General features: G+C 61.0%; 22 protein-coding genes and 2 pseudogenes. 14 read left to right on the top strand and 10 right to left on the bottom strand.

Annotation, left to right across the window (positions count from 1 at the left end; genetic code table 11):
• The first annotated feature begins 54 nt into the window (after nucleotides 1-54).
• Nucleotides 55-2,157: a TonB-dependent siderophore receptor gene (locus SY26_RS06120; protein ID WP_045999795.1), complete on the top strand. Its 2,103-nt coding sequence runs from the start codon at nucleotides 55-57 to the stop codon at nucleotides 2,155-2,157.
• Nucleotides 2,158-2,535: 378 nt separating this feature from the next.
• On the opposite strand, the gene SY26_RS06115 is transcribed toward SY26_RS06120, so the two are convergent.
• The 8 genes from SY26_RS06115 to SY26_RS06085 all read right to left on the bottom strand — a co-directional run bounded on the left by SY26_RS06115 (nucleotide 2,536) and on the right by SY26_RS06085 (nucleotide 9,999).
• Complete coding sequence (locus tag SY26_RS06115) at nucleotides 2,536-3,402, bottom strand: ribokinase (protein WP_045999794.1); 867 nt, start codon at nucleotides 3,400-3,402, stop codon at nucleotides 2,536-2,538.
• A gap of 14 nt (nucleotides 3,403-3,416) precedes the next feature.
• The gene (locus SY26_RS06110; protein ID WP_045999793.1) at nucleotides 3,417-4,277 is read right to left on the bottom strand and encodes a MurR/RpiR family transcriptional regulator; all 861 of its coding nucleotides are present in this window, start codon (nucleotides 4,275-4,277) and stop codon (nucleotides 3,417-3,419) included.
• A gap of 11 nt (nucleotides 4,278-4,288) precedes the next feature.
• Complete coding sequence (locus tag SY26_RS06105; protein WP_232303284.1) at nucleotides 4,289-5,065, bottom strand: ABC transporter permease; 777 nt, start codon at nucleotides 5,063-5,065, stop codon at nucleotides 4,289-4,291.
• Nucleotides 5,062-5,247, bottom strand: a complete 186-nt coding sequence (locus tag SY26_RS21835) for a hypothetical protein (RefSeq protein WP_232303283.1) — start codon at nucleotides 5,245-5,247, stop codon at nucleotides 5,062-5,064. The genes SY26_RS06105 and SY26_RS21835 overlap by 4 nt, the downstream gene beginning before the upstream one ends.
• Nucleotides 5,247-6,782 (bottom strand): sugar ABC transporter ATP-binding protein, encoded by a 1,536-nt coding sequence (locus SY26_RS06100; protein WP_045999792.1) that lies wholly within the window; start codon nucleotides 6,780-6,782, stop codon nucleotides 5,247-5,249. Before SY26_RS06100 ends, SY26_RS21835 begins: the two co-directional genes overlap by 1 nt.
• A gap of 109 nt (nucleotides 6,783-6,891) precedes the next feature.
• Nucleotides 6,892-7,794 (bottom strand): substrate-binding domain-containing protein, encoded by a 903-nt coding sequence (locus SY26_RS06095; protein WP_232303282.1) that lies wholly within the window; start codon nucleotides 7,792-7,794, stop codon nucleotides 6,892-6,894.
• Between the two features lie 186 nt (nucleotides 7,795-7,980).
• Nucleotides 7,981-8,958: a sugar phosphate isomerase/epimerase gene (locus SY26_RS06090; RefSeq protein WP_045999791.1), complete on the bottom strand. Its 978-nt coding sequence runs from the start codon at nucleotides 8,956-8,958 to the stop codon at nucleotides 7,981-7,983.
• Nucleotides 8,959-9,105: 147 nt separating this feature from the next.
• A complete protein-coding gene (locus tag SY26_RS06085; RefSeq protein WP_045999790.1) occupies nucleotides 9,106-9,999 on the bottom strand; it encodes a LysR family transcriptional regulator in 894 nt (297 codons plus the stop codon).
• A 111-nt stretch (nucleotides 10,000-10,110) separates the two neighbouring features.
• Here SY26_RS06085 and SY26_RS06080 point away from each other — a divergent pair, with 111 nt between their 5' ends.
• The 5 genes from SY26_RS06080 to SY26_RS06060 are packed head-to-tail and all read left to right on the top strand — an operon-like array spanning nucleotide 10,111 to nucleotide 14,769.
• Complete coding sequence (locus SY26_RS06080) at nucleotides 10,111-11,097, top strand: hydroxyacid dehydrogenase (protein ID WP_045999789.1); 987 nt, start codon at nucleotides 10,111-10,113, stop codon at nucleotides 11,095-11,097.
• An 11-nt stretch (nucleotides 11,098-11,108) separates the two neighbouring features.
• On the top strand, nucleotides 11,109-11,792 hold the full coding sequence (locus SY26_RS06075; protein WP_045999788.1) for an RraA family protein: 684 nt from the start codon (nucleotides 11,109-11,111) through the stop codon (nucleotides 11,790-11,792).
• Nucleotides 11,793-11,823: 31 nt separating this feature from the next.
• Nucleotides 11,824-12,780: a tripartite tricarboxylate transporter substrate binding protein gene (locus tag SY26_RS06070; RefSeq protein ID WP_045999787.1), complete on the top strand. Its 957-nt coding sequence runs from the start codon at nucleotides 11,824-11,826 to the stop codon at nucleotides 12,778-12,780.
• Entirely contained in the window at nucleotides 12,780-13,244 is a 465-nt protein-coding gene (locus SY26_RS06065) for a tripartite tricarboxylate transporter TctB family protein (RefSeq protein ID WP_045999786.1), read from the top strand. Before SY26_RS06070 ends, SY26_RS06065 begins: the two co-directional genes overlap by 1 nt.
• A gap of 16 nt (nucleotides 13,245-13,260) precedes the next feature.
• Complete coding sequence (locus SY26_RS06060) at nucleotides 13,261-14,769, top strand: tripartite tricarboxylate transporter permease (protein WP_045999785.1); 1,509 nt, start codon at nucleotides 13,261-13,263, stop codon at nucleotides 14,767-14,769.
• A 287-nt stretch (nucleotides 14,770-15,056) separates the two neighbouring features.
• Here the strand turns inward: SY26_RS06060 and SY26_RS06055 are convergent, their stop codons facing one another.
• The gene (locus tag SY26_RS06055) at nucleotides 15,057-16,253 is read right to left on the bottom strand and encodes a calcium-binding protein (RefSeq protein ID WP_052715160.1); all 1,197 of its coding nucleotides are present in this window, start codon (nucleotides 16,251-16,253) and stop codon (nucleotides 15,057-15,059) included.
• A gap of 815 nt (nucleotides 16,254-17,068) precedes the next feature.
• Between SY26_RS06055 and SY26_RS06050 the strand changes: the two genes are divergently transcribed.
• From SY26_RS06050 to SY26_RS20980, 8 genes and pseudogenes are all read left to right on the top strand, one after another.
• Nucleotides 17,069-17,992 (top strand): PfkB family carbohydrate kinase, encoded by a 924-nt coding sequence (locus SY26_RS06050; RefSeq protein WP_084693718.1) that lies wholly within the window; start codon nucleotides 17,069-17,071, stop codon nucleotides 17,990-17,992.
• 157 nt (nucleotides 17,993-18,149) lie between these two features.
• Complete coding sequence (locus SY26_RS20300) at nucleotides 18,150-18,629, top strand: inositol monophosphatase family protein (protein WP_084693717.1); 480 nt, start codon at nucleotides 18,150-18,152, stop codon at nucleotides 18,627-18,629.
• A 490-nt stretch (nucleotides 18,630-19,119) separates the two neighbouring features.
• A pseudogene (locus SY26_RS22145) lies at nucleotides 19,120-19,242 on the top strand (hypothetical protein); the annotation flags it as partial.
• A gap of 170 nt (nucleotides 19,243-19,412) precedes the next feature.
• Nucleotides 19,413-19,919: a BON domain-containing protein gene (locus tag SY26_RS06035; protein ID WP_052715158.1), complete on the top strand. Its 507-nt coding sequence runs from the start codon at nucleotides 19,413-19,415 to the stop codon at nucleotides 19,917-19,919.
• 1,210 nt (nucleotides 19,920-21,129) lie between these two features.
• The gene (locus tag SY26_RS21830) at nucleotides 21,130-21,759 is read left to right on the top strand and encodes a PAS domain-containing protein (RefSeq protein WP_232303281.1); all 630 of its coding nucleotides are present in this window, start codon (nucleotides 21,130-21,132) and stop codon (nucleotides 21,757-21,759) included.
• 118 nt (nucleotides 21,760-21,877) lie between these two features.
• Nucleotides 21,878-21,928: pseudogene (locus tag SY26_RS22140) on the top strand (hypothetical protein); the annotation flags it as partial.
• Nucleotides 21,929-21,937: 9 nt separating this feature from the next.
• A complete protein-coding gene (locus SY26_RS21820; protein WP_232303280.1) occupies nucleotides 21,938-22,363 on the top strand; it encodes a sensor histidine kinase in 426 nt (141 codons plus the stop codon).
• A gap of 322 nt (nucleotides 22,364-22,685) precedes the next feature.
• Nucleotides 22,686-23,135 carry a hypothetical protein gene (locus SY26_RS20980; protein ID WP_139598043.1) on the top strand — a complete coding sequence of 150 codons (450 nt, stop codon included), beginning with the start codon at nucleotides 22,686-22,688 and terminating at the stop codon, nucleotides 23,133-23,135.
• Between the two features lie 667 nt (nucleotides 23,136-23,802).
• Here the strand turns inward: SY26_RS20980 and SY26_RS06010 are convergent.
• The gene (locus tag SY26_RS06010; RefSeq protein ID WP_232303279.1) at nucleotides 23,803-24,330 is read right to left on the bottom strand and encodes a GNAT family N-acetyltransferase; all 528 of its coding nucleotides are present in this window, start codon (nucleotides 24,328-24,330) and stop codon (nucleotides 23,803-23,805) included.
• Nucleotides 24,331-24,333 lie beyond the last annotated feature (3 nt).

Here is a 24,333-nt window from a genome sequence, read left to right as displayed (position 1 = left end):
AAACCGTCAGGCCTAAGCCGGCAGTAATCCGACAAATTACATAAGGCTTTCGCCATGACCCTGAGGAACGCCTGCCATGCCCGCTCGGCTCTGCTGTCCTGCTGTGCAGTAATCGCCCTGATGCCTGGCGCGGCCAGTGCGCAAGACAGCGCAGCGACGCGCCTGTCACCTATCATCCGCCTGCCCGAGATCACGCTCTACGCCTACGGCGGCGATGACGATGCAAACTCCATCGTGGCACGGGAGTTGGCTGTGGGCGGCAAGGTAGCGACCAGCATATTGGATACGCCCGCCTCCGTCTCTGTCATTACCCAAGCCGAGATCGAGCGTCGCGACGCCCGCACGCTGGAGGACGTGCTGCAATACTCCGCGGGCACGATCGCCGATTACTATGGCACCGACGACCGCAACGACTATTTCCAGATCAGGGGTTTCGACGCCTCGACCTATCGCGACGGAATCACGCTTGGTGGCCTGCGGGGCATCCGCGAAGAGCCCTTGGCTTACGAGCGGGTGGAGGTCATCCGTGGTGCCAACTCGACCCTGTTCGGGCCAGCCGATCCGGGCGGCTCGATCAACTTCGTGACCAAGCGACCGCGCGCGGAACGGTTCTCAGAGGTGTTTGGCACGGTCGGATCGGATAGTCGCAAGGAATACGGGTTCGACTTCGGCGACGTGCTGACCCCGAACGCGACCCTGTCATGGCGCCTGACCGGCAAGCTGCAGGACAGCGACCGCGAATACGATTTTTCGCGCGATGACGAGACGTTTCTGATGGGCGGTCTGACCTGGCAGCCCAGTGACGTGACCTCGGTCAGCCTGATCGTTGATTACCTGGACCGCGACGCGACGCCCAACAGCGGCGGCTATCCCCGCGGCGGCAGCTATGACCGCAGCCTGTTCCTAGGAGAGCCGGACTTCAACTATCTCAATGTCGAGCGGACGACCGTGAACGTGATCGCGGAACATGATTTCGGGGAGGGGCTGACCCTTCGGTCGAACCTGCGCTATAGCGACACGACCGACGACTACGGCTATGTTTATGTCTCAGGCAATGACGGAGTGTTTCCGGTCGGTCGCGGCTTCATCGCCACAGACGGCACCGCTGAAGAGCTGGCAGGCGATGTGATCCTGCAATATGACCGAGGTCTGGGCCGTATCGACAGCAGCACGCTGGTGGGCGTCGAGTATCGCTCGGTGAAGTCGTCGCAGGGGTCGTCCTTTGCCGCCGCAGACCCGATCGACCCACGCGATCCTGTCTATTCGGGTGCACCCGATGACTTGAGCCCGTATCTGGACGAAGAACGCGACAGCCGCACGCGCGCCGTGTTCGCGCAGCAGAACCTGTCGCTGGACGACCGTTTCATCGCGACGGTGGGTGTGCGTCATGACCGGCTTGACCTGTCGGTGGATGACCGCCTTGCGGGCACATCCGAGAGCGACGACTATGCTGAAACCTCTGCCCGGGGCGCACTGACCTGGAAAGTGACGCCGCAGATTTCGGCATATGCCAGCTATGCCGAATCCGTAGCGCCGCCGGACCTGGGCACGGACCCCGAACGCGGTGACCAGTACGAGCTTGGGGTGAAATACGAGCCGACCGGCTTTGACGGCCTGTTCAGCGCCGCAATCTATGAACTGACCAAGACCAACATCAGCGTCACGAATATCGATACCGGCGATCGCGACCTCGTCGGAGAGATCCGGGTCAAGGGTTTGGACCTCGAGGCCAAGGCCGAACTAACCCCCGACGTGGCCGTCACGGCATCCTACTCCTATGCTGACTCTGAGGTTCTGCGCTCTGACCCGATCTTTGGAACGCCCGTGACCGGCAATGCAGTGGGCATTGTTCCCCGGCATGCGGCATCGCTGTGGGTTGATTACACCGTCCCCGGAGCGGGCAATCGCGGCGACATGACCTTTGGTCTGGGCGCGCGATATACGGGAACGTATTTTTTTGCGACCCAGAACGACACCGGCCGAAGCGAGGCTGTCGTGCTGCTGGACGCCGCCTATAGCTATGACGTGACCGACAGGACGGAATTGTCGCTGAACATCCACAACCTGGCCGACGAACAGCATGTCGTGGGCCGGGGGTCCGCCGATTACTACAATCCCGGTCGGTCGGTGTCCGCCACGTTGCGCCATCGCTGGTGACGCAGGTCCGCCCTCCGCGACCAGGAAGCGATGCGGCAGAATGCGCGGCAAGAGGGTCACGCCCCTTGCCGCCGGAGACACGCATTAAATGCGAAAAGCGGTGATGTGGCCAAGGCAGCCTTTCAAGACGGTGCTCTATCAGCCGCCAATGTAGCGGCTGCGCAAGTGCAGAATGACCCATTAGCTAGGTTGTCATGAGGCCGAAGGGCGGCATTTCAAACTGTCCTTCAGACCATGCCGCGTACTGTCTCTCCACCGGTGTGGAATATTTACCACCCGAATAAGGGCGCATATCGCATGACCTTGAAACGGTAAGGCCGCAATCGTTCTATCTGCTGAACCTTCTTTCGGCGAGCGATCCGATTAACTCTTCCCGTATCACACTTCCCTGGAGACGTGCTTCGCCGCAGCCAGGTTCGCGCTCTTGACGGCATCGGGCAACGCGTGTCGTCCCACCAATCGGGCAATCATCGTGCCGATGAAGCAGTCCCCAGCCCCATGAGTGCTGATCAACGTCACGCTATGCCCGGGTTCCAAATAAGTGCCATCCATCCCTGCCACGGCGACGCCGTCTCCGCCCGCAGTGACGACCACAACCCGAAAGCGTTCGGACAGAGCCTTTGCAGCGTCCTGCGCGGTATCAAGGCTGGCCACGGCAATGCCACACAGCGCCTCCGCTTCTCCGGCGTTGACTACAAGGATGTCGATGGTCTGCACGAGCGTGTCTGACAGAGTGCACGCAGGTGCGGCATTCAGGACAACTGACAAGCCGCGCGCATGCGCAGCCTGCGCGGCAGCGATGTTGAGGGCCTCGGGGATCTCGTTTTGCAGAACCAGATGTGTCGCGCCCTCCCACAGGCCTTCTTGCTCCAGTCTCGCAGGATCGATTTCCATATTCGTCCCGGAGACGATGACCGCTCCATAGTCGCCCCCCGCGTCCATGATCGCGACACTCATTCCGGACCCTTGGCCGGGCAGGGTTGCCACATGGCTGTCGTCCACACCCGCCGCGCGCAGCCGATCGCGCAGAAAAATCCCGAACCCGTCATCACCGACTGCCGATACCATCCGGCACGGAATGCCGGCGGCCACGACGGCGGCGGCCTGATTTCCGCCCTTCCCGCCAAAAACCGGACGCCATGCGGTTCCCGTCACTGTTTCGCCTGCCGCAGGGCGGTGGTGGGCATCGACCACGATGTCGTAATGCAGGCTGCCGACCACGACGGCGCAGGGGTGGGATGACATGAGAGGTGTCCTGTTCAGCGGCGGCGTTTGGTCTCGACCGCGTTGCGGGTGCGGGCCAGTTGCGCCTCGGACCGGTTCAGGTCCCGCTGCGCGACGGCCACGAAAATGGCGTCCATGATGTTCAGCTGTGCTATCCGCGCGGCGGCGTTCTCGCCCAGCAGGGGCGATCCCTGCGCGGTCGAGCACAGCGCGATGTCGGCCAGTTCGGATAGCGGAGAGGTGGAGTAGTTGGTGACAGCGATCACACGCGCGCCCTGCTGTCGGGCGAGCCGCGCGGCCTCGATCACGTTCGACGTGGTGCCGGAGTGGCTAAAGGCCACGGCTACGTCGGCAGGCCCTAAAAGCGACGCCGACATCAGCATCATGTGCGGATCGTCCTGCACGCTTGCGCGCAGCCCGATGCGGAGAAATTTATGTGCCACGTCGCGGGCGATCTGGGCGGAGCCGCCGACGCCATAGAAATCGCGCTGTCCCGCACCGTGCAGCAGGTCGGCCGCGCGGTTGAAGGCCGCCACGTCGATGATGGACATCGTCTCCTCCAGCGCCTGCATGGAGGTCTGGAACACTTTGCGGATGATGTCGGCCGAACTGTCGTCCGGAGAGATCTCGGAATGCAGCGAGGCGACATCCGTTTGGCGATAGATCACCAACGCCTCGCGGAAATCACGAAAACCGGCAAATCCCAGTTTCTTGGCGATCTTGACGACCATGGCGTCCGACACGCCCGCATCGCCCGACACCTGCCGCAGCGCTGTGGTGCGGTCCAGATCGGTGCGGCCTGTCATCCCCTCGACCACGCGGGTCTCCAGCGGGGTGAGATAGGGCATCCGCATCTGGATCTGGGCCCCGATGCTGCGCGGGTCGGTGTGGTCCATCAAAGCTCCTGTCATGCGCGGCCGCGGGTAGCCCGGTCGATCAGCATTGCGACGAGGATGATGATACCTGTCGCCAGCAGCTGATAGAAGGCCTGCACGTTCATCAGCGTCAGCCCGTTCCTGAGGCCGCCCAGGATGACCGCCCCTATCAGCGTTCCCACGACTGACCCCGTGCCGCCCATGAGGGACGCGCCGCCGATGGCTGCCGCCGCGATGGCGTCCAGCTCCCACAGGTTGCCCATGGTCGGGTCAGCGGCGCCAAGCCTGCCCGTCAGGATCAGCGCGGCAACCGCCGCCAGACCGCCCGACAGGACATAGACGATGATCTTGGTGCGCGCGACGGGGACACCGGCGATGCGTGCAGCCTCGGGATTGCCGCCAACGGCCAGGATGTACTCGCCAAGCGGGCTGCGGTTCAGCACCGCCCACAGGATGGCCGCAATGATCGCCACGATGATCACCGGAACGGGTACCCCCATGACAAGCCCATTGATTGCGGACCGGAATTCTGTCGGAATGCCGAAAATCGGGTTGCCCCCGGTGAAGATCAGCGCCAGCGCCCGGTACAGTGAAAGCGCACCAAGCGTCACGATGAAGGGCTGCAATCCGGCGATTGCCACCAGCGCACCGTTGAACAGACCACAGGCCATCCCTGTTGCGATGGCGCCTGCCACGGCCAGCGGGATCGGCACGCCGGCGATCATGAGCGTGGCGCCGACGATGGCCGACACGGCGGCGGTGGGGCCGACCGACAGATCGATCCCGCCTGAGATGATGACAAATGTCATTCCCACGCGATGCAGGCGTTGATCGAGGATTGCTGCAGAATGTTAATCAGGTTCGTCGCCGTCAGAAACACCGGGTTCAGCACCGCAAAGACGGCAAAGATCAGCACGAGGCCGAGGAACGTCCCGGCATCGCGCAGATTTAAGCGGGGAGCCTTGCGGGTGGGGATTGCGGTATCGGTCATCACATGGCCTCAAGGGCTTGGGCCACGGGTACCGGGCCTTTTGATTTGGGAATGGCATTTGCCACGATGGCGTCTTCGGATATCTGGTCGGCATTGAGGATGGCGGCGATCGTGCCTTCCCGCATGACCACGACGCGGTCGGACAGCCGGATGATCTCAGGCAGTTCCGAACTGACGACGATGATCGATTTGCCGGACTGTGCCAGCTGCGCGATCAGATCGTAGATTTCCGATTTCGCACCGATGTCGATGCCGCGTGTAGGTTCGTCAAACAGCAGGATATCCACGTCGGCGGCGAGCCAGCGTCCGATGATGGCCTTTTGCTGATTGCCTCCGGAGAAGGTGCCTATGGCGCGGGTGACGTCGGGCGGGCGCATCCCCATGCGTTTCATCAGCCCTGTCGATTCTTTATGCAGCTTGCCCCGTTGGACAAGCCCGAACCGCGTGAACCGACCCATGCACGGCAGCGCGATGTTGGAAGACACGGGGCGCGCCCGGACGATGCCATCCTTCTTGCGCTCCTCCGGGACCAGACCGATGCCTGCGCGGATTGCCATGCGCGGACTGCGCAGATTGACCGGCTTGCCGTTGAGGGTGACGCTGCCGGTCTTGGCGCGGTCGATCCCCGCGATCAGGCGCAGCAGTTCCGTGCGCCCTGACCCGGCCAGACCGGCAAGACCCAGAACCTCTCCCTTGTGCAGGGAAAATCCCGCATCATGGACCAGTCCGCCGTCGGACAGGTTTTGGACCTCCATGACGACTTCGGAGCGGGCATGGCTGACATGGCGGGCATGCAGGATGTCGCGGCCGACCATCTTGGCGATGACTTGATCCTCGGTGATCTGCGAAAGTTCCACGGTGTCGATGAACCGCCCGTCGCGCAGGATCGTGGCGCGGTCGCAGACTTGAAAGACCTCGTTCATCTTGTGGCTGACATAGATGATCGACTTGCCCTGCACGGCCAGTTGCGCGATCAGCGCTGCCAGCGCGTCGAATTCCGATGGCGTCAGCGACGATGTCGGCTCGTCCATCGCGATGATCTTGGCGTCATCCAGCAAAGCTCGGGCGATCTCGACGATCTGCTGCTGGGCGACCTTCAGGGTGTGGATCGGCGCCCGTGGATCGATGCGTGGATCCAGATCGGCCAGGATGGCACGGGCATGCGCTTCCTGCGTGGCGCGATCGACCAGAAGGCCGCCGGTGCGCGTCAGCGGGCGGCCCAGGAACAGGTTCTGCGCGACGCTCAACTGCGGGATATGCTGCAGTTCCTGATGGATCATCGCGATCCCGGCGGCGCGGGCGTCAGCAGGCCGGGTCAGAGTGATGGGTTGGCCATCGATGACGATCTGTCCTTCGGTCGCCTGCAACACCGAGGACAGGATGTTCAGCATCGTCGATTTGCCGGCTCCGTTCTCGCCCAGCAGGCCATGAACCTCGCCGGGGCGCACGTCAAAGCTGACCTTGTCCAGGGCGCGGATGCCGGGAAACACCTTGCTGACACCGATGAGCGACAGCCGACTGGCGGGATTTGTCATGGCGACACCTATCCGGGAATGGGGGCGGGTGGCGCCGAGGTGGCGCCATCCGAAGTCCGGTCTGCATGAGGGGAAGGGACCCGTGCGGGCCGGGATCAGCAGACCGGCGTCACTCGGCCAGCAGCATCTCGCGCAGCGCTGCGGTATCCTCGACCGAGAATTCCTCGACATTGTCTGCGGTGATCAGCGCCTGCGGGGTGGCAACCACGCGGGGCAGATCCTGTCCACCAATCAGGCGCAGCACGACCTCCATCGCGACTTCTCCGGTCAGCACCGGAAAGCTGTCCACGGTACCCGTCAGATCGCCCGCCCGGATCGACGCGTAGGCGTCAGAGATACCGTCCGTGCCGAACACCGCTACCTGGTCCTGAAAGCCTGCGGCCTTGACCGCCTCGACCACGCCCAAGGCCATGCCGTCGTTGTTGGCATAGAACCCGATCAGGTCGGGATGCTGCTGCAGGATCGTGGATGCCGCGTCGTAGGCGGTCTCACGGCTCCAGTTCGCAGGAACACTGGCTGCCACTTCGAAATTGCCCGCTTCGGTGATGGTCGCGGTAAAGCCGTCGGTGCGCTGGCCTGCGGCGAACACCCCGGGCTGGCCTTCGATCACGGCGACCTTGCCGCCTTCGGGGGCATTGTCGATGAACCATTGGGCTACACGCACGCCGTTGTCGCGCTGCACGTTGCCGACATAGTGTTCGGCCGAGGGTATCACCGCGTCATTGACGTTGACGACCATGATGCCTTGCGCAGACGCGGCCTCCATCGCGGGCTGCAGGTTGTTGTCGGTCTGCGGGGACACCAGCAGGCCCTTGTTGCCTTGCAGGATCATGCTTTCGGCAATCTGCAACTGTCCCAACTGGTCGCCTTCGGAGGGAGCGGCCTGATAGGCCAGCGTCACGCCCTGCGCGTCGGCGACGTTCTGATAGCCCTCGCCAAGCGAACGCCAGTATTCGTTGGTCAGCGTCTTGGAGACGCCACCAACTTGGGTTCCCTCGGCAGGCTTCGGCATGTCACCGAACTGTTCGGACAGCGCCGATCAATCCATGCGATCCGCTTCGGTGTCGGAGTTCAGCGGCGCCAGATCTTGTGCGAACGCAGCACCGGCAAAGGCCGTCACGGCACTGGCCATCAGAAACGATTTGATCGAGATCATCTTAGGTCTCCTCCCTTTACGATAATCGAAAGAACAGTAAAGTCAGCCCCCGGCCATGATACGCGCGATGGCACGCTGGCTGATCGGGGAATTCTGGGTGGCGATGGCATCGTACAGTGCATTATCCGCAGACACGCGTTCAGCCATCGTCATAAAGCGCTGGACGGCAGCGATATTGGTGCGGCACTCCTCGACCGGATCGATGCCGGACGCATCCGGGAAGGTGTCGAAGTAGATTACCCCGTCATAGCCGTCACGGCTGATCTGCCACAGCAGCTCCAGCGTGGCTTGCGGATGCACACTGCCGACCATCAGTCCGTCGTCGCGCTTGGCGTAGCCGTCGTTCAGGTGCACGCCCAGAAGCCGCGATTTCCGCGCGATCAGGGTCGCAGCAAAAGCTGGCATCTCATCGGCATAGAGCACGTGCGCGAAATCCAGTGTCACGCCGGTATTGGCGCAGCCCGTTTCGGCAATGGCCAGCAAAGTCGTGGCTGCATCCGGCAGCAGGGCATAGGATCTTGGCTCATTCGCCTTGTACTCGATCGAGATCATGCATTCGGGTGCATGCTCGGCAACCTCACGGATCCCCGACACCTCATCGTCCCACATGCGACCATAATCGCCCTGGAAGCTGTAATCAAAGCCGTCCTGACCAAGCCGCAGGGTCATCAGCGGCGCACCCATCGCCAAAGCGGCATCAATGCCACGTTTGGTGAGGTCCAGCGCTTCTTGCCGCACGGCGCGGTCCGGATTGGTGAACGCGCCGAGCTTGAATGCAGGATTGGTATAGTAGCGCATGGCTAGGCCGTTGACCTGCAACCCCAAGTCGTTGATCCGCCCCAGCACATCGCGGGGGACATCGGCTACATGGTCGGGAAAGTTCAGGTCCACATGTGTAAGGCCCGGCACGCTGGCGGCACGTTGTGCCATCATTTCCAGCCTCGGCTTGCCTGAATGGTTGGGCCAGGCCCGGTCAGCCTGCGCGGCAAAGGAGTTCAGGCGTGTTGCGAATCTGGTCATGTAAAGCCCTCCATCGATTCACCAATTTTCGTTAAGTCGTGAAGTAGCTAAGGAAGTCTCGCTTGCCCTGTTGCCCTACTAACCGCGGCTGCCGGAGAGAGGCGATCGAGATAGAATCTGGCTTTAACGAAGCAAAACTTTATGCCTTTACGCGGGAGAAGTACGATGCACGCCATCGTCGCCGCCCGCTTCGGCAAGATGGGCGTGCAGTTCCGCGATCAAGGTCGCGCGGGGGCCACGGGGACGTTGCAACAGCCCGATCTGGCGAAGGATAGGCGGGTCGCCGAACGGCAGCATGACCACCTCGACCTTGCGATCCCGCACAGCAATTCGGGGCACGACAGATACCCCCAGCCCGTTCTCGACGCAGGCGGTCACAGCGGAAATCGTGTCCATTTCGGCAATATCATAGAGTGACACGTTCATGCGTCCTAGTTCTGCCTCGATCAGCCGTGCCAGCGGCACGTTCGAGCGGAAGCGGATATAGGGATGCGCTGTCAGGATCTCGGCAATAGTGGAGGGCACTGTGCCAGGCGGCGCGATGACGAACAGCGGTTCGCGCAGAAACGGCGACCATTCCAACTCGCGTGAAGATGCGCTGTTTTCAGCAATGATGGCGACATCAAGACGACCGGCCACAACATCCTGCAGCAGCTCCTCTGAAGAGCCGACCCGGATCTTGATCTTGAGACCTGGATGATTCGAAACCAGACGGGCTGCCGCGCGGGGGAGCAGGCCGATAGCGCTGGTGCGCACCGATCCGACGGCAAAAGTGCCGATGATCCGCCGCCCAGAAATGGCGTCGATGGCGTTTTCGGCGGTCCGCAATATCTCGCCTGCTGCTTCCAGAAGCTGCTGGCCAGCCGCCGTCAGTGTGGGAGGTCGATTTTCCCGATTGAACAGAGAGACGCCGACTTCGGATTCAAGGGCTTGGATCTGCTGACTGACGGCCGACGGTGTCAGTGAGACGCGCTCAGCGGCTCGAGCAAAGCTGCCGTGCTCCACAATGGCAACAAGGGTTCGAAGCTGGCGCGTATCCATGGTATGAAGACTTTCTTAACATAAAGAACAGTTTTATCAGCTTTTATTCAGATTGTCAGTTGCTAAAGATCCGATTGAGGAGATGCCGCCCGATGGGGCGGACGGAGGATCATGACACAGACCATTTTGATTACGGGGCCCAGCCTGGCCCCGGCCGCGGCCGACGTCCTGACGGCTGCAGGATACCAACCTGTCTATGTGCCTGCCTATACGACCGGTCACGGGCTGATCGATATCGTGCACGCGGCCAATCCAGTGGGTATTCTCGCCCGAATGGGGCGCGTGGATGAGCCAGTTTTTGCAGCTGCGCCCCGATTGCAGGTCGTGTCCAAGCATGGTGCTGGCGTCGACAACATCGATACTGATGCAGCCGCCCGGCGCGGTATTCCAGTCCTGAATGCGGCAGGCGCCAATGCTGTCTCGGTCGCTGAGCAGACGATTGCCCTTATGTTCGCAGTGGCCAAGAAGGTCATCCCGCTGGATCGCGGCCTTAGAGACGGCCGGTGGGACAAACCTGGCTTTCAGGGACGTGAGTTAGCTGGGTCGGCTCTCGGCCTCGTGGCTTTTGGTGCCATCGCGCGTCAGACCGCCCGCTTTGCCAAGGGGCTCGGTCTGTCGGTCAGCGCATATGATCCCTATACACCCGCCGAAATTTTTGCAGCGGAAGGGGTGGAACAGGTACAGGACCTCGACGTCCTGTTCGCCAATTGCGACATCCTGAGCCTTCACTGCCCCCTGACCGCGTCCACGAAAGACCTGGTCAATGCAGAACGTCTTTCCCGGATGAAACCTGATGCGATCATCATCAACACTGCCCGTGGCGGCCTGATCGATGAGACGGCTTTGGCGAATGCTTTACGCGATGGGCGCATCTTCGGCGCAGGGCTGGATACATTCGCGCAAGAGCCGCCGCCTGCCGATCATCCCTTCTGGTCCGAGCCGCGCCTGGTGCTCAGTCCGCATATCGGCGGCGTGACAACGGCCGCGAACCTTCGGGTCGGTCTTGAGGCCGCCCAAGGTATCGTCGACGTCCTTGCAGGTCGGACGGTATCCGAGACCCGGATCGTGAACCGAGCCAAACTATCGATCAGCGCCTGAGGAGGCATTTAATGACCCTTGGATTTCGCATCCTGCCGCGTGAGCGTGCCGTGTCCGCCGACGTCGTTGCGCGGTTCCTCAAGTTGCCAGTGGCCAATGTCAGCGACAGCATGAGCCGCATGACCGCAGCAGGATCGCGCCTGACACGGATGCACCGTGACGGACAGATGGCGGGCCCCGCGGTGACGGTTAAAGCGCGGCCTGGCGATAACCTGATGCTGCACAAGGCCATCGACATGGCGCAACCGGGCGATGTGATCGTGGTGGATGCTGGTGGCGATCTGACCAATTCGTTGATGGGCGAGCTGATGCTGGCCTACGCCATAAAACGCGGCGTCGCAGGCTTTGTTCTGAACGGCGCGATCCGGGACGCGGACGCCATCCGGCAGGTGAACCTGCCGGTCTTTGCCGCCGGTGTGACCCATCGTGGTCCCTACAAGGACGGTCCGGGAGAGATAAACGTGCCGATCGCGATCGAGGGGATGGTGATCCATGCCGGCGATCTGGTTCTCGGCGACGGTGATGGTGTGTTGGTCGTGCCCTATGACGAGGTCGAGACGGTCTATGCCGCAACGAACGCCAAGCAGGATGCCGAGACACGCCAGATGGCGGCCATCGAGGCGGGCACCAACGACCGGTCCTGGGTTGATGCGGCGTTGAAGAGATTGGGTTGTCAGATCGCAGAAGGCGTTTGACGACCAGAACGAGGACTTAGGGAGGAAACCAATGTCCATCACCAAGACCCTGCCCCTTGCGGCAGCCCTGTTTGCGTCGGCGGCCGGCATGGCCCATGCCGAATGGCCTACCGACCGCCCCATCGAGATGATCGTGGCCTTTGCTCCGGGTGGCGGCACTGATATCATGTTGCGCACGCTCGCGCCCTATCTGGAGACCGAGCTGGAAACCCAGTTTCCTGTCCTGAACCGGCCTGGTGCGGCAGGTGAGATCACCTACACGGCGCTGTCGCAGGCCCGGCCGGACGGTTACACCGTGTCGTCGTTGAACACGCCCGGCTTTCTGACCATGCAGATCAATCGCGAACCCCGTTTCGATCCCGCAGACCTGTGCCCCATCGCGCGCATTGTCGAAGACCCGGGCACCTTCATCGTTCCAGCGGGTTCCGACTATCAGACGCTTGACGATCTGGTCGCCTATGCAAAGGCCAATCCCGGTGCGGTCTCGATTGGAACCACGGGCGTCGGAACGGACGAGCATATGGCTCTGCTGCAGTTGGAGCAGGCTGCTGACATCGATCTGACTGCAGTGCCGTTCGGCGGCGCGAATGAAGCCAAGACCGCATTGCTGGGTGGCCACATCGCCGCCATCGGGCTGAATGTCGGCGAGTATGCGACCGCCGACAAGGATGCCATGCGCGCGCTTGCGCAGTTCGCCGAGGAGCGCTCGGTCCTGGCGCCTGATCTGCCCACTGCGTCCGAGCAGGGATACGACGTGATCATGTCGTCCGAGCGCGGCTTGGCGGCGCATTGCGACGTGCCCCAAGAGATCCGCGACCGGCTGGCCGCGGCTGTTGATGCGGCACTGGCCAACCCTGAGTTCAAGGCCCAGGCAGAAACGCAGTCCCTTCCACTGTCGTTTCAGTCGGGAACGGAATGGCAGGCAGCAATGCCCGCACGGCTTGAACGCTTCCGCGAGATTTTCGCACTGATCGACGAGGAACAGTGATGGCCGCGCCGGGCGGCGCCGGAAAGGGCGCCGATCTGCCAGATGTTCTTACGGCAGGTCTGTTCATCGGCTTCGGCGCGCTCGGCTTGTGGTTGGCGCGTGATCTGGACCAAGGCACGCTGGCGCAGATGGGACCGGGGTTTCTGCCCCGTGCCGTCTGCATCGGGCTGCTGGTTCTGGGTGGCATCACCGGTTTCGCCGCCTTGCGACGCGGGGCGGAGCCCATCGAGGCCATTCGCCTGCGCCCGTTGCTGGTCATCACGCTGGCGATCGTAGGCTTTGCTTATCTTGCCGAATGGTTGGGGTTTGTTCTGGCATCCGGATGGCTGATCATCGTGGGATCTTTGGCCGATCCGGGTGGTCGGTGGCGCACGACCCTGCTGCTGGCGGCGGGTCTCACGCTCTTTGGTGCGCTCGTCTTCATCTATGGCCTGGGTGTCCAGATGCGCTTGTGGCCGGTCTAGGCCGGGGAGAGAGATTATGGAAATCTTGGACCTTCTGATGCTCGGCTTTGGCGAGGCGATGACGCCTGCCAATCTGGGCTTTTGCCTGATCGGGGCGCTGCTGGGCACGCTGATCGGGGTTCTGCCCGGCATCGGGCCCACGGCTACCATCGCGGTGCTGCTGCCGATCACGTTCTTCCTGCCGCCATTGGCGGGGATCATCATGCTGGCCGGCATCTATTACGGTGCGCAGTATGGCGGATCGACCACGGCCATTCTTGTGAACCTGCCAGGCGAGGCATCCGCCGTCGTCACTACCTTGGACGGCTACCAGATGGCGCGACAGGGCAGGGCGGGGTCCGCCTTGGCCGTTGCCGCACTCGGGTCATTCTTCGCTGGAACCGTCGCCACTTTCGCGATCGCCATCGCTGGCCCCATGCTGGCCGGGTTCGCTCTCAACTTTGGGCCGGCGGAGTATGTGGCGCTAATGGTCTTCGGCCTTCTGGCGGCGACGATCCTGGCCAGCGGCCCGGTCCTGAAGGCCATCGGAATGATCCTTGTCGGCCTGCTGCTGGGCATGGTCGGGACCGATCAGGCCACCGGCGCCGAACGTCTGACCTTCGGATCCCTGCAATTGTTCGACGGGGTAGAGTTCACGGTGATCGCCATCGGCCTGTTCGGTTTCTCCGAAATCATCGCCAATCTGGAACGCACCGGATCAGCCGGAGTTACGGTTGCACCCCTAACCCGACTGTGGCCCACGCGCGAAGATTTCCGCCGGGCCTGGCCTGCGGTGCTTCGCGGCACCGGCATCGGCACCTTTCTTGGCATTCTGCCGGGGGGCGGGGCAACTCTTGCCTCGTTCAGCGCCTATTCGCTGGAGAAGAAGGTCTCCAAAACGCCGGAGAAATTCGGCACCGGCATGGTCGAAGGCGTGGCCTCGCCTGAGGCGGCAAACAATGCCGCAGCACAGTCATCATTCATTCCGCTGCTGACCCTGGGCATCCCGTCCAACAACATGATGGCGATGATGCTGTCGGCCTTCATGATCCACGGGATCACGCCCGGCCCGACCGTGCTAACCACCCAGCCAGAGATCTTCTGGGGTCTGGTGGCGTCGATGTGGATCGGCAATGCCTTGCTTGTGGTCATCAACCTGCCGCTGATCGGGCTTTGGGTCAGGCTCCTGACGGTGCCCTACCGCTTGCTTTATCCCGCGATCCTTCTGTTCTGCTGCGTCGGCGTCTATTCGATGAACAACCGCATCTTCGACGTGCTCTTGGCTGCTGGCTTCGGTCTGTTCGGCTATGCGTTTCGAAAGGCGCGCTGCGAGCCAGGGCCCTTGCTGTTAGGCTTCGTGCTGGGACCGCTGCTGGAGGCGAACCTGCGCCGGACGATGCTGATCACCCAAGGCGACGCAAGTATCTTCATCGAGCGGCCGATCAGCTTGACCATGTTGGCAGCCACCGTCTTGCTGCTGGCGTTGATGATCGTTCCGAGCGTTCGCAAGAAGCGCGAAGAGGCGTTTCAGGAAGATGAAGCATGAGTAAGAACTGGTCGGGTGGTTTGACCCGGCCAGTTCAGATGAAAAATTAAAGTGCAGTTTGATTGTTCAAGATGTTCCGGGGCGCCATCGTAACCGCAGCAAGTTTCTTCACTCAAACGTAATCCTCCTTCGCGCGTAAGGCGCGGAGGAACCATGGCCGAAAGATAACAGGAGTCAAAGCGTCCGGGCAATCACCGCGAGATTTCCTGCTGGTCCAGATGCCGTACCACAGGCATATGGATGCGCCGTCGTGGTAAACGAATGTGCGGAACAGGTTCCAAACTACCTCAGATAAAGTCGAAGACCCCGTTCAAAAGAACTGAATCACCACCACCTAAGTTCAGGAGCGTTCCTTCACGGACCTCTGTGGCGCTGTAACTTCTCCCGCCGAGGTCCAGGGCATCCCGGCTGCTCTCGAATCCATAGACGACATCCGCATCGTCGCCTGACCGAAACATCAGGACGTCTCGAGCGCCGTCACCCCTGTTTCCGTCACCGATCCAGATACGGTCATTGCCATTGCCGCCCTGAACCGTGTCACGCCCCATGGATCCGTCCAGCGTATCACGACCGCTGCTGCCCATCAGACGGTCGTGACCCCACCTTGTATTGAAGTTGATGCCGTTTCCCGAACTCGAGATCACAGCGCGTGACGCGTCGATGACGTCGTTGCCTGCATGCGTCCAGCCAAGTTCGAAGTTGTCGAAGCGAAGTGCCGCGGTGCCGCCGATACCGGTGCTCGCATTGCCTGAAAACGCTCCGTCAGACAGGACACGATCAATCGTTACGCTGACACCCTCGATACCTACAGTGTCATTGTTGGAATAGATGTCGCCGCGTTTGATCCAGATGTTGATCAGGTCGTTTCCCGAGCCGCCGTCGATCGTATCATTACCGGGGTTGTGGTTGGCATCACCGTTTCCCCATCGGATGTTTTCGTCACCGGCGCCGCCGTAAATCAGATCATTGCCGGTATTAGAGTGGATAAAATCGTTTCCGCCATCGCCGCTGATGGTATCATTGCCTGAACCCCCATCAATAACGTCGTCAAACTGCGATCCTGAGATACGGTCATTTCCAGCACCGGTGAAGATCGACAGACCGTGGGCGGATATTCCGCTACCGGAGGTGTTCACAGGGGCGTTTGTTGCATAGACAACATCGTTACCCGAGGTGCCGTAGATGCGCTCGATGCCAGTGAAGTCCAGGCGCTCGCTGCCGATCTGAACGCTGCCACTATCTGTCGAACGCATATCGATGCGTGCGCCGACGGAGCCCTCCAGGATCAGCTTGTCACCACCGGGGTTGCCGGGCGTATAGGGATTGGCATCGTACCGCTCCACTCCGGTACCGCCGTGATACGTGTCGTTGCCCATTCCGGCCTGCCAGTGGAAGGTGTCCAACCCTTCAAGACCCCAGACTGTGTCTGATTGTGTCGTGCCCCGCATCGTATCGTCAGCACTCGACCCTCTGATTGTCGCCATTCCAGATCCCGTCCCATTACCGTTGCTCTTTGTTCGGGAACGTTATGTGGTGTAGGTTAACGGTTTATTACCAGAAATTTCACCGGGCATGACCCACTGGCAAATTTTTGCGCCGCGCCATTAAGACTGCGCGGATCATCGCATTTGTGCGAGCTTGAAAAGGAGGCGCTCCGACTTTTGGATGACGCCGAAGACGAGTGGGTGTGCTGGGCTGGTGCGGTTATGTCATCAACGAACGCGCAGTCTGTATGCGCATGTAACAGAGAGGTACTGGTTCGTATGGCAGATTAGATATGGTATACACTTCTTCAGAAATTATGGTTGCCGATCGTTCGCAGCGAACTTGGCCGACAAGCGATTATCCTTCAGATAATGCTCGCACTTGCATTTGTACCGTTAACAAGATGAGGTTTCCTGACAGCGGTCCCATCTCGGGCAAGACTGGAACCGCCTGACCGAATGGGAAAGACTTACTCAGTTCGGGTGGAGGCATATTAGTCCCGTGCGACTAATATGCCAATCTATAAACTGATTAAATTCTGAATAAGTATTGCCGCAAATTATTGTCGCCTATGGATGCACGTTAACGAACTTCATCTGCAATCACCGTTTCCCTCGAAAAAAGTTAATCTTTCATGTAACAATTTTTGAAAATAACTAACATGAGGATCCTAACGGGCTGTCCTTTCGTTTCTCGGAAGCGATAAAGTCAACTATTGGGCAGGCTAATGAAAAACACGAGATTGTCAGATGATGATAGGACATTGGAACACGCTTCCAGCAGCAGTCTGTGCGTGTTTGCGCCGTGGTCGTAGATCACGGTTGCGATCGAAGCCTCCCCGGAAGACGGCTCCGACGATATCGTTGYCCGGGCAGGAGGACAGGGCGTTTGGGTCGCGCGAATGGCGGCGTCCCTTGGTGCCCGCGTCACCCTCGTCGGACCATTCGGCGGAAAGATCGGGCGAGCAGCGGCGGTCATGTTGCGTGACGAGGGCATCGCCGTGCGATCGGTGGACGTTGCCGGGTCGAACGGTGCCTACGTCCATGATCGACGTGGCGGCGAACGGGCGCAAATCGCTGAGATGCGGCCGGCAAGGCTAGACAGGCATGAGGTGGATGATCTGCTGGACGCGCTCCTGACGGAGGGGATGCGCCGCGGTACTGTCGCCCTGACCGGCCTGCGGGACGGCGAAGTCTTTGACCCTGCACTCTATGGAACTGTAGTGCGCGATCTCGCAGCGAACGGTGTGGAGATCATCGCTGATGTGGCAGGTGCGCCTCTCAAGGCGATCGACCAGGGAATAGGGGTCTTGAAGATCAGTCATGAGGAGATGGTGGCGGACGGCTATGCGACCGATGGTTCTTGGTCGGCCATCGCCGCCAGGATGGACCGGCTTGTCGATCGGGCGCGCGATATCGTCGTCTCCTGTGCCGCTCGCGGAACTCTTGCCAGATTTGATGGAAAGTTCTGGCTGGCGACGCCACCGAACGTGACGCCACGGGATCACACAGGCGCCGGGGATTCCATGACGGGTGGACTGGCCGTCGCACGCACGCAGGGTCTCAGCGTCAGCGACGCGCTGCGGCTGGCCACCGCAGCAGGTGCCCTCAACGTGACCCGTCGCGGGCGCGGCACCGGTGCTGCCATGGATGTCGACGTGTTTCGGGACCATGTAGAGGTCCGTAAGGTGGATCCCGCAGATCTTGATCTTGAAGCCAAACGGAGCGCTCAACAATGACCATGGAGAACCCACCGATCGACGAACTGCAACGCATCGAAAGCCTTGCTGCGAAATTGGCCGCCCTCGCCGGGGCCGATATCCAGTTCGCCTTGGGGAAGGCGATGCAGGTCAGCTACAAGGGGGAGCCCGGGTGGATGCGCGATCCGGACTGCCGATGTTCGCAGCCTCCATTGGCGTGCTCTACCGTAGCCGTCCGGTTGCCGGCGCGCTGTGGTGTTCAGCCACCCATGTGCTGCGCCCCGGTGTCTACTCCGCTCATGTCGGCGGCTCCCTAAATTTCGATGGTGCTGAATTCGTGCGGCCAGATCAAGCGCAGGTCCGTCGAAGCCTTGTTGGCACGCCGCAAGGCGGGACGGCGGAACCCTTCGATACACGGCTGACAGGGTCGGCTGCGATCGAATGCGCGTTTGTCGCCGCTGGCCTCCTCGCCGGCACGCAGCTTGGCGCTCAAAACCTCTGGGATGTGGCTGGAGGTGCTGCCCTCGTACTGGCAGCCGGAGGCGACGTCCGCATTCATACGGCGGAGGGATGGGTTCCGTTCACCAGATTCGAGGGACCGGATGGTGACCTTGCCCGATGGCGCGCGCCGATGGCACTGGGAAGGCCGGATGCGCTGGAGGCTCTGATGGTGTGACCCCCGGGTAGCGCTGCTCTACTTCTGCAATCTCATATGAGGGCCGGACGACAAGCGAGGATGCGGCCTGGCCGATGATGCCTTTGGTCGGCAGCCCAAGCCCATCGCGATAAAACGATAGTGAATGTTCAAGATTGCTCACGCCCAGTGTGATGACGGAAATTCGCGGTTCCATGTCATGCCCCTTGCATTGGCTTCTGCACCCTGCAGACGCCTTCACAGTCATGGGCCGTTGCATGCAACGGAAGGGCCCGCAGGGCGGGGGTCGGGCCAACCGTCTTGAGCCTAACCTGTTTTAGACGTGTAAACGTTAATCCATGATTTCTACGGCGGTCAACTAAGGCGAAGTCTCAGGAAGGAGGTGTCACAGACAGCGGGTGATCCAAGCCTTGCCGATAACATTTATTTGCCGGAACGCCCCTTCGGAAGCGGCCGTTTCTCCCGCATTTGAGATGCCGCGTGGCACCCGTGTTTTGAGGAGGAACACGCTATGGCAAACGAATATAACGACCGTGATCGCATGGGACGTGCCGGCCAGGGCTACGGCAACCGCGACATGAACAGGAACGATCGCGACTGGACCGACAAGGCCGCGGACGAGGTCAAGTCCTGGGTCGGCGATGATCAGGCCGAACGTCGCCGCGACATGGATGAGATGCGCGACAATCGCGACCAATACCGTGATCGCTACGATGTCTATGATCGCTCCGCATCCTACGACCGTGGCTATGGCCAGGGCGGCGGCTATGGCCGCTCGAATGATGGCCGGGTCGTCGCGGCAGCATGGGCCCCGATCTTCGTGCCGATCGTGCCTTTGATCCCTACGGCTCGAACAGCGGCTACGGGCGTGACAACCGCTCCTACGGGCGCGGCTATGCCGACCGCAACGACGAACGCGGGTTCCTGGATCGCGCAGGCGACGAGGTGGCCTCGTGGTTTGGCGGCCAGGAGGCCAGCCGCCGTCGCGATATGGACAAGCATCGCGGCACCGGCCCGAAGGGTTACATCCGGTCGGACGAGCGCATCAAGGAGGACGTCAGCGAGCGTCTGATGGATGACGGCCAACTGGACGCCTCGGACATCGAGGTGATGGTTCAGGACGGCGAGGTCACGCTGACCGGTACCGTTCCGGAGCGGCTCGCCAAGCGTCATGCCGAGGATGTCGCGGAGCGTGCCTCAGGGGTGAAGCACGTGCAGAACAACCTGCGCGTCGCGTCGTCCGGGCAGACCGGAGCGGCAGCAGCGTCGTCCCTGATCGCCGATCCGACGCGAGACCGAGGCATTCTGTAAGGTCTCGGCATATCGCAGACCCATACTGCGGCATCACGAGCCAATATGAACAGTCAGCGGGCGCCTCACCGGCGCCCGTTTTTCTGCTGACATGAATTTTTCTTCTGACAAAGCGTGCGACGGGTCTGACTTGGCCGGGACCACGTCCGCTGCTACCAGGCATCAAGCCCGATCACATAGCCGTAGATATATTGGTCCTACGGCGGCGCGCATGACTATCTGCCATCGCAGTCACAGGGGATACCGCAGATGAGAAAGCAACATGTTTTGGAGCAGGGAGGTGCAGCGCGCTCCCTCCCGTACCGGCAATAATCGATCGCGAACTGCGCGACCAGTTCCTGGCAGCGAGGTGCCCGAGACGCAGCTCGATGCGATACTGGGATATTTCGACCTATATGGTGGAGCCGCCGAGATTACGTCAGCGGCCGAGTACCGGAACGGCATGGCCATCTATGCAGCATCTGACGCTCACCTTTCCTCTGATGATGTCCACAGTGCTGTCGCCAGATACGTCATCCACCTTGGTACGCGCCTGGCGGAGTGGGACGGCAAGCATACGGTCCCAAAGGCACCTCTGTGATCTCGCACAAGCAAGGTGCCTCCTGGTGCAATCAGGACAGATGGAGCTATTGAGGGCAGTGATTATCTCGATCCTGCAGAGGTTCGTCTTTCTGCGGCAGCCTTGAGCGCCCTGTCCACACGAAGAGCCAAAACGATCAAGTGCGGAGGGATCTCGGTCAGGGCAGCGTGGTCCCCGACATGATCAACGGACTGCGGTGCGTCGGCTTCACCGGGCTTGGACTGGGGAGGGTCCGATGGGCAGGGACACCACCCTTCGTCCAGCGCGCGTCGCACCGCGGCCACGAGTTCCTGATGGAGGGCATCCTCCTGGTCCTTCCGCAGGGGCTCTGTCTCCAGCGGCGCATGATAGGCTTCCGTGAATGGTAGGACATGCGCAAGGGCGCGTGGTTTCTTGGATCCCATAGTCACCGTCCTTGCCACTCCTCCATCGCCCAACCCGCATTGGGGAGGATGTTTCCGGCTTTGGAAGGTTTTGATCAATATCACGCGGCCTGTCGCCGCCGGGTCAGGACGCTTGCTGAGCAGGGCAGGCCCGTGTGACTCTTTATGCTGCTAATATAGCTTAACAAACGCAAGGACAGGTGCAAACTTCTCCACATGATCGCTAAAGAGGCAGAAGACATTTTCTTTGAAGCTGATTGACTTGACTGATGCACTCCGCCGCGACGGGTCTTCGCGGTTCCCACTGCCCCCGACGGACAATCCGTTCGCCGCGGCCTTTGCCGCGACCCGCATGCCGATGCTGGTGACGGACCCCGGACGGGCGGACAATCCGATCATCTATGGCAATCAGGCGTTCACGCAGCTGACCGGATATGCCCGCGAGGAGATCCTCGGGACGAACTGCCGGTTCCTGCAAGGGCCCGGCACCAATCTGGACGACGTGGCGAAGGTTCGAAAGGCGATCGAGGACAGGCAGAGCATCGAGATCGACCTGCTGAACTACTGCAAGGACGGCACCTCGTTCTGGAACCGGTCGCTCGTCTCCCCGGTGTTCGATGCGCCGGGACAGCTGACGCACTTCTTCGCGTCTCAGTTCGACATCTCGCCGGAGCCGAACCGCTTGGCGGAACTGGCTTTCGAGCATGGCGAACTGGAGGTAGAGATCGTCAAGCGGATGCAGGACATGGTCATGACCGAGGCGCGCCTGCGTTTCGTGCTCGGGGCGGCTGGTATGGCGACGTTCGACGTGACGAACAACCGGGCCACCCTGTCCCGGCAGTGTCTGCTAAACTACAGCCGCAATTCTCTGGAATAGTTCGGGATGGATGAGCTTGGATCTGTGATTGTCCCTGACGGCCTTCCAAAGTGGGACGGCAATCCGCGACAGGTCCGGACTCTAGGTAGAATATCGCGTCACGGCGCCGGACGGAAGCATCCGGTGGGTTGAGATCAAGGGGCATATCACCACCGCGCCGGATGATCCGCAGATCACCATGGTCGGCATCTCGCAGAACATCACCGAACGCAAGGAGGCCGAGGAGCATCGGCGGATGGTGTCGCGCGAGATGGCGCATCGCGTGAAGAACTCCCTCGCCACGGCGCAGGCGGTCTTCAAGCACTCGCTGCGCGGCGTGACGGATCTGGATGATGCCCGCGACAAGGCCATGGGCCGCATCGGGGCGCTCAGTGCCGATGCCGGGTCGGTGACGATCCGATGGCAGATCTCGAGTGACGACGCCGACCGGTTCCTGTTCGAATGGATCAAGCAGGGCGGTCCGCCCGTCAGCGAGCCCAAGCGGCGGGGCTTCGGCAGCTCGATCGTCGAGAGCCTGACACCCGCCGATCTCGGCGGCACGGCGACCCTCAGCTTTAAGCCGACCGGGGTCAGATACGCACTGGATGCACCGCTGCCCGCCTGATCGCTCTCAGACACGATGTTCTGAGCAAAGATTTCAATACGGCTTATCTGGAATGGACAGCCGTCGGAAGCTGCTCGGACTGCTTGCCGTTCGGCAGGATATTCCTGAGATAATCATGCACGACGTCGGCGCTGAACGCTTGCTGATGAACTCTGCGCCGGGCGGCAGATCGCCGGGCCCGGGGGTCATTCCGCCCGTGGCTGCCTCATGGCATCGGTGCCGGCATCCGAGAGAATGTTGCAGGGGGCCATGCGGATTAGAGGATCGTCGTCAGCGACCAAGGGTATAGGGAGGAGTATCGTTCATTCTGAATGACCTCGTGATGCTCGACATCAAGGCATCCGTAAGAATTTCGTTCCTGTCCTTGGACGGCATTTTGCGTGCAGTGTTTTTCCCGCATGCAGGGCACCTGCCAAGCAATTGGGTCAGCATCTCGATGATGGACCAAAAGCACTGTGGGTCAGGATGGATATGGAAGGAGGCGGCGAACTCCGGTCCGTCGCTTCGCTCAGCCCACCGCGGAAATGCCAGCGGCATTTGCATGGTTCGCCGAGCCGATCATGGCCTTCCGGGGCGATCCGTAGCCGATCAGCGGCATTACACCCTCGAAATGGTCGGCGTGGCATCTCGTGCAGATCCAGTCTGCGCTCAGCGTCCCTTGGCAGACCAGACAAGGGTCATCTTCGATGTCGAAGTCGAGCGGGAATGGAATGGGGACTTGGGCAGTCGCACACATGGCCAGTCTCCTTTCAAAAGCATCATTAAATCGTAACGGGTTCCCTAAACCTGAACTGACGGTTCTGCGACATCTGCAAGTAAAAGAAACGGGCGGTCACCAAACAATCACTTGTTCTGGCAGGGCGTGCGAGAAGACCGCGTAAATGGTTTGGGTGGCTTTTAATTCTTATCTGTCAAAGAATTATCTTATTTTTCCGTGCGAAAGATCGACGGATGTACTCCTCGCGCTCGCTTTGCATCGTGACAATGATCGGTGGTGGAGGCTTCGTCGCATTGAGTGACGACGACAAGAATGTTCTATTTATGTTCTTTAAGCCACTACGGCATGCGTCAATGCAAACGACTTTGAGGTTTGTGATGTCCTCAATTGGCGTGGCACGGACATCTTCCTACGTAGCAACAAATGAAAAGATGTCATCCAGTCCACTTCCGCACGGCAACCGACGGATCGAGCAGGGGGACTATCGATGCACGGCGAGTGGCGACGTCATTCGGAGGCAACTCGACAGGAGCACATAGAGCGGATGATCGATGCGAAGGTGGAACAGGCTGCTCGTATTCTGCTTGGACCCACGCATAAGGATAATCGCGGCCCGTAGAATGGGTCTGAAGACTTTCGGATGTTCAACGAACCATGAGCAATGACCAGTTTATTTGCTACATAATCATGGTTATTTCCTTCTTGGATGCGGCCCGTCCGGTCAGGACAGACGCTTGACCATCAGCAGCTCGTCCACCTCCTGTCCCGCATCGATCAGCGCGGCAGGGATCCGGCCGGTCTGGACAAAGCCATGGCGCAGATAGAACTGGATGGCGGCCGTGTTGTGGTGGTTCACCGCCAGCTCGATCTGTCGCAGCCCCGTGGCGGTCGCGAAATCCATGACGGCGCGCAGCAGCGCATCCGCTGCCCCCGTTCCCCGCAGGTCCTGGCGCAGATAGGCCATGATCAGCGTCGCCCGATGCGATCGCCGTTCGCCCCGCTGCGGCAGCAGGCCCATGATCCCGACAGGGTCCTGCCCCAGGAAGGCGGCAAAGACGGGATGCGTCATCCGGCTGATCCATTCGTCATCGGTCAGCCCGGACCAGTCGGCCTCGGTATTGGCAAAGGCGGTGGGCGCCAGGCGCAACGACTCCAGCCGGATCGCCTTGAAGGCGGACAGGTCGCCCGGACCCAGCTTGGCGATGCGCATGTCGGGCATGTCGGCTTCCGGTTCCCTATGCATCAGCATTCA

Origin of the sequence: Paracoccus sp. 228 (assembly GCF_000967825.1) — a bacterium.
Classification (GTDB): Bacteria; Pseudomonadota; Alphaproteobacteria; order Rhodobacterales; family Rhodobacteraceae; genus Paracoccus; species Paracoccus marcusii.
The sequence above is the reverse complement of the archived record's forward strand: the minus strand, read 5'-3'. Positions and strand labels throughout refer to the sequence as shown.

Bases quoted from the DNA above. Each gene is read 5' to 3' on its own strand.
- SY26_RS06120 (WP_045999795.1), top strand. From the start codon at position 55: ATGACCCTGAGGAACGCCTGCCATGCCCGCTCGGCTCTGCTGTCCTGC.
- SY26_RS06115 (WP_045999794.1), bottom strand. From the start codon at position 3,402: ATGTCATCCCACCCCTGCGCCGTCGTGGTCGGCAGCCTGCATTACGAC.
- SY26_RS06110 (WP_045999793.1), bottom strand. From the start codon at position 4,277: ATGGACCACACCGACCCGCGCAGCATCGGGGCCCAGATCCAGATGCGG.
- SY26_RS06105 (WP_232303284.1), bottom strand. From the start codon at position 5,065: ATGACATTTGTCATCATCTCAGGCGGGATCGATCTGTCGGTCGGCCCC.
- SY26_RS21835 (WP_232303283.1), bottom strand. From the start codon at position 5,247: ATGACCGATACCGCAATCCCCACCCGCAAGGCTCCCCGCTTAAATCTG.
- SY26_RS06100 (WP_045999792.1), bottom strand. From the start codon at position 6,782: ATGACAAATCCCGCCAGTCGGCTGTCGCTCATCGGTGTCAGCAAGGTG.
- SY26_RS06095 (WP_232303282.1), bottom strand. From the start codon at position 7,794: ATGCCGAAGCCTGCCGAGGGAACCCAAGTTGGTGGCGTCTCCAAGACG.
- SY26_RS06090 (WP_045999791.1), bottom strand. From the start codon at position 8,958: ATGACCAGATTCGCAACACGCCTGAACTCCTTTGCCGCGCAGGCTGAC.
- SY26_RS06085 (WP_045999790.1), bottom strand. From the start codon at position 9,999: ATGGATACGCGCCAGCTTCGAACCCTTGTTGCCATTGTGGAGCACGGC.
- SY26_RS06080 (WP_045999789.1), top strand. From the start codon at position 10,111: ATGACACAGACCATTTTGATTACGGGGCCCAGCCTGGCCCCGGCCGCG.
- SY26_RS06075 (WP_045999788.1), top strand. From the start codon at position 11,109: ATGACCCTTGGATTTCGCATCCTGCCGCGTGAGCGTGCCGTGTCCGCC.
- SY26_RS06070 (WP_045999787.1), top strand. From the start codon at position 11,824: ATGTCCATCACCAAGACCCTGCCCCTTGCGGCAGCCCTGTTTGCGTCG.
- SY26_RS06065 (WP_045999786.1), top strand. From the start codon at position 12,780: ATGGCCGCGCCGGGCGGCGCCGGAAAGGGCGCCGATCTGCCAGATGTT.
- SY26_RS06060 (WP_045999785.1), top strand. From the start codon at position 13,261: ATGGAAATCTTGGACCTTCTGATGCTCGGCTTTGGCGAGGCGATGACG.
- SY26_RS06055 (WP_052715160.1), bottom strand. From the start codon at position 16,253: ATGGCGACAATCAGAGGGTCGAGTGCTGACGATACGATGCGGGGCACG.
- SY26_RS20300 (WP_084693717.1), top strand. From the start codon at position 18,150: ATGTTCGCAGCCTCCATTGGCGTGCTCTACCGTAGCCGTCCGGTTGCC.
- SY26_RS06035 (WP_052715158.1), top strand. From the start codon at position 19,413: ATGGGCCCCGATCTTCGTGCCGATCGTGCCTTTGATCCCTACGGCTCG.
- SY26_RS21820 (WP_232303280.1), top strand. From the start codon at position 21,938: ATGGTCGGCATCTCGCAGAACATCACCGAACGCAAGGAGGCCGAGGAG.
- SY26_RS20980 (WP_139598043.1), top strand. From the start codon at position 22,686: ATGCTCGACATCAAGGCATCCGTAAGAATTTCGTTCCTGTCCTTGGAC.
- SY26_RS06010 (WP_232303279.1), bottom strand. From the start codon at position 24,330: ATGCTGATGCATAGGGAACCGGAAGCCGACATGCCCGACATGCGCATC.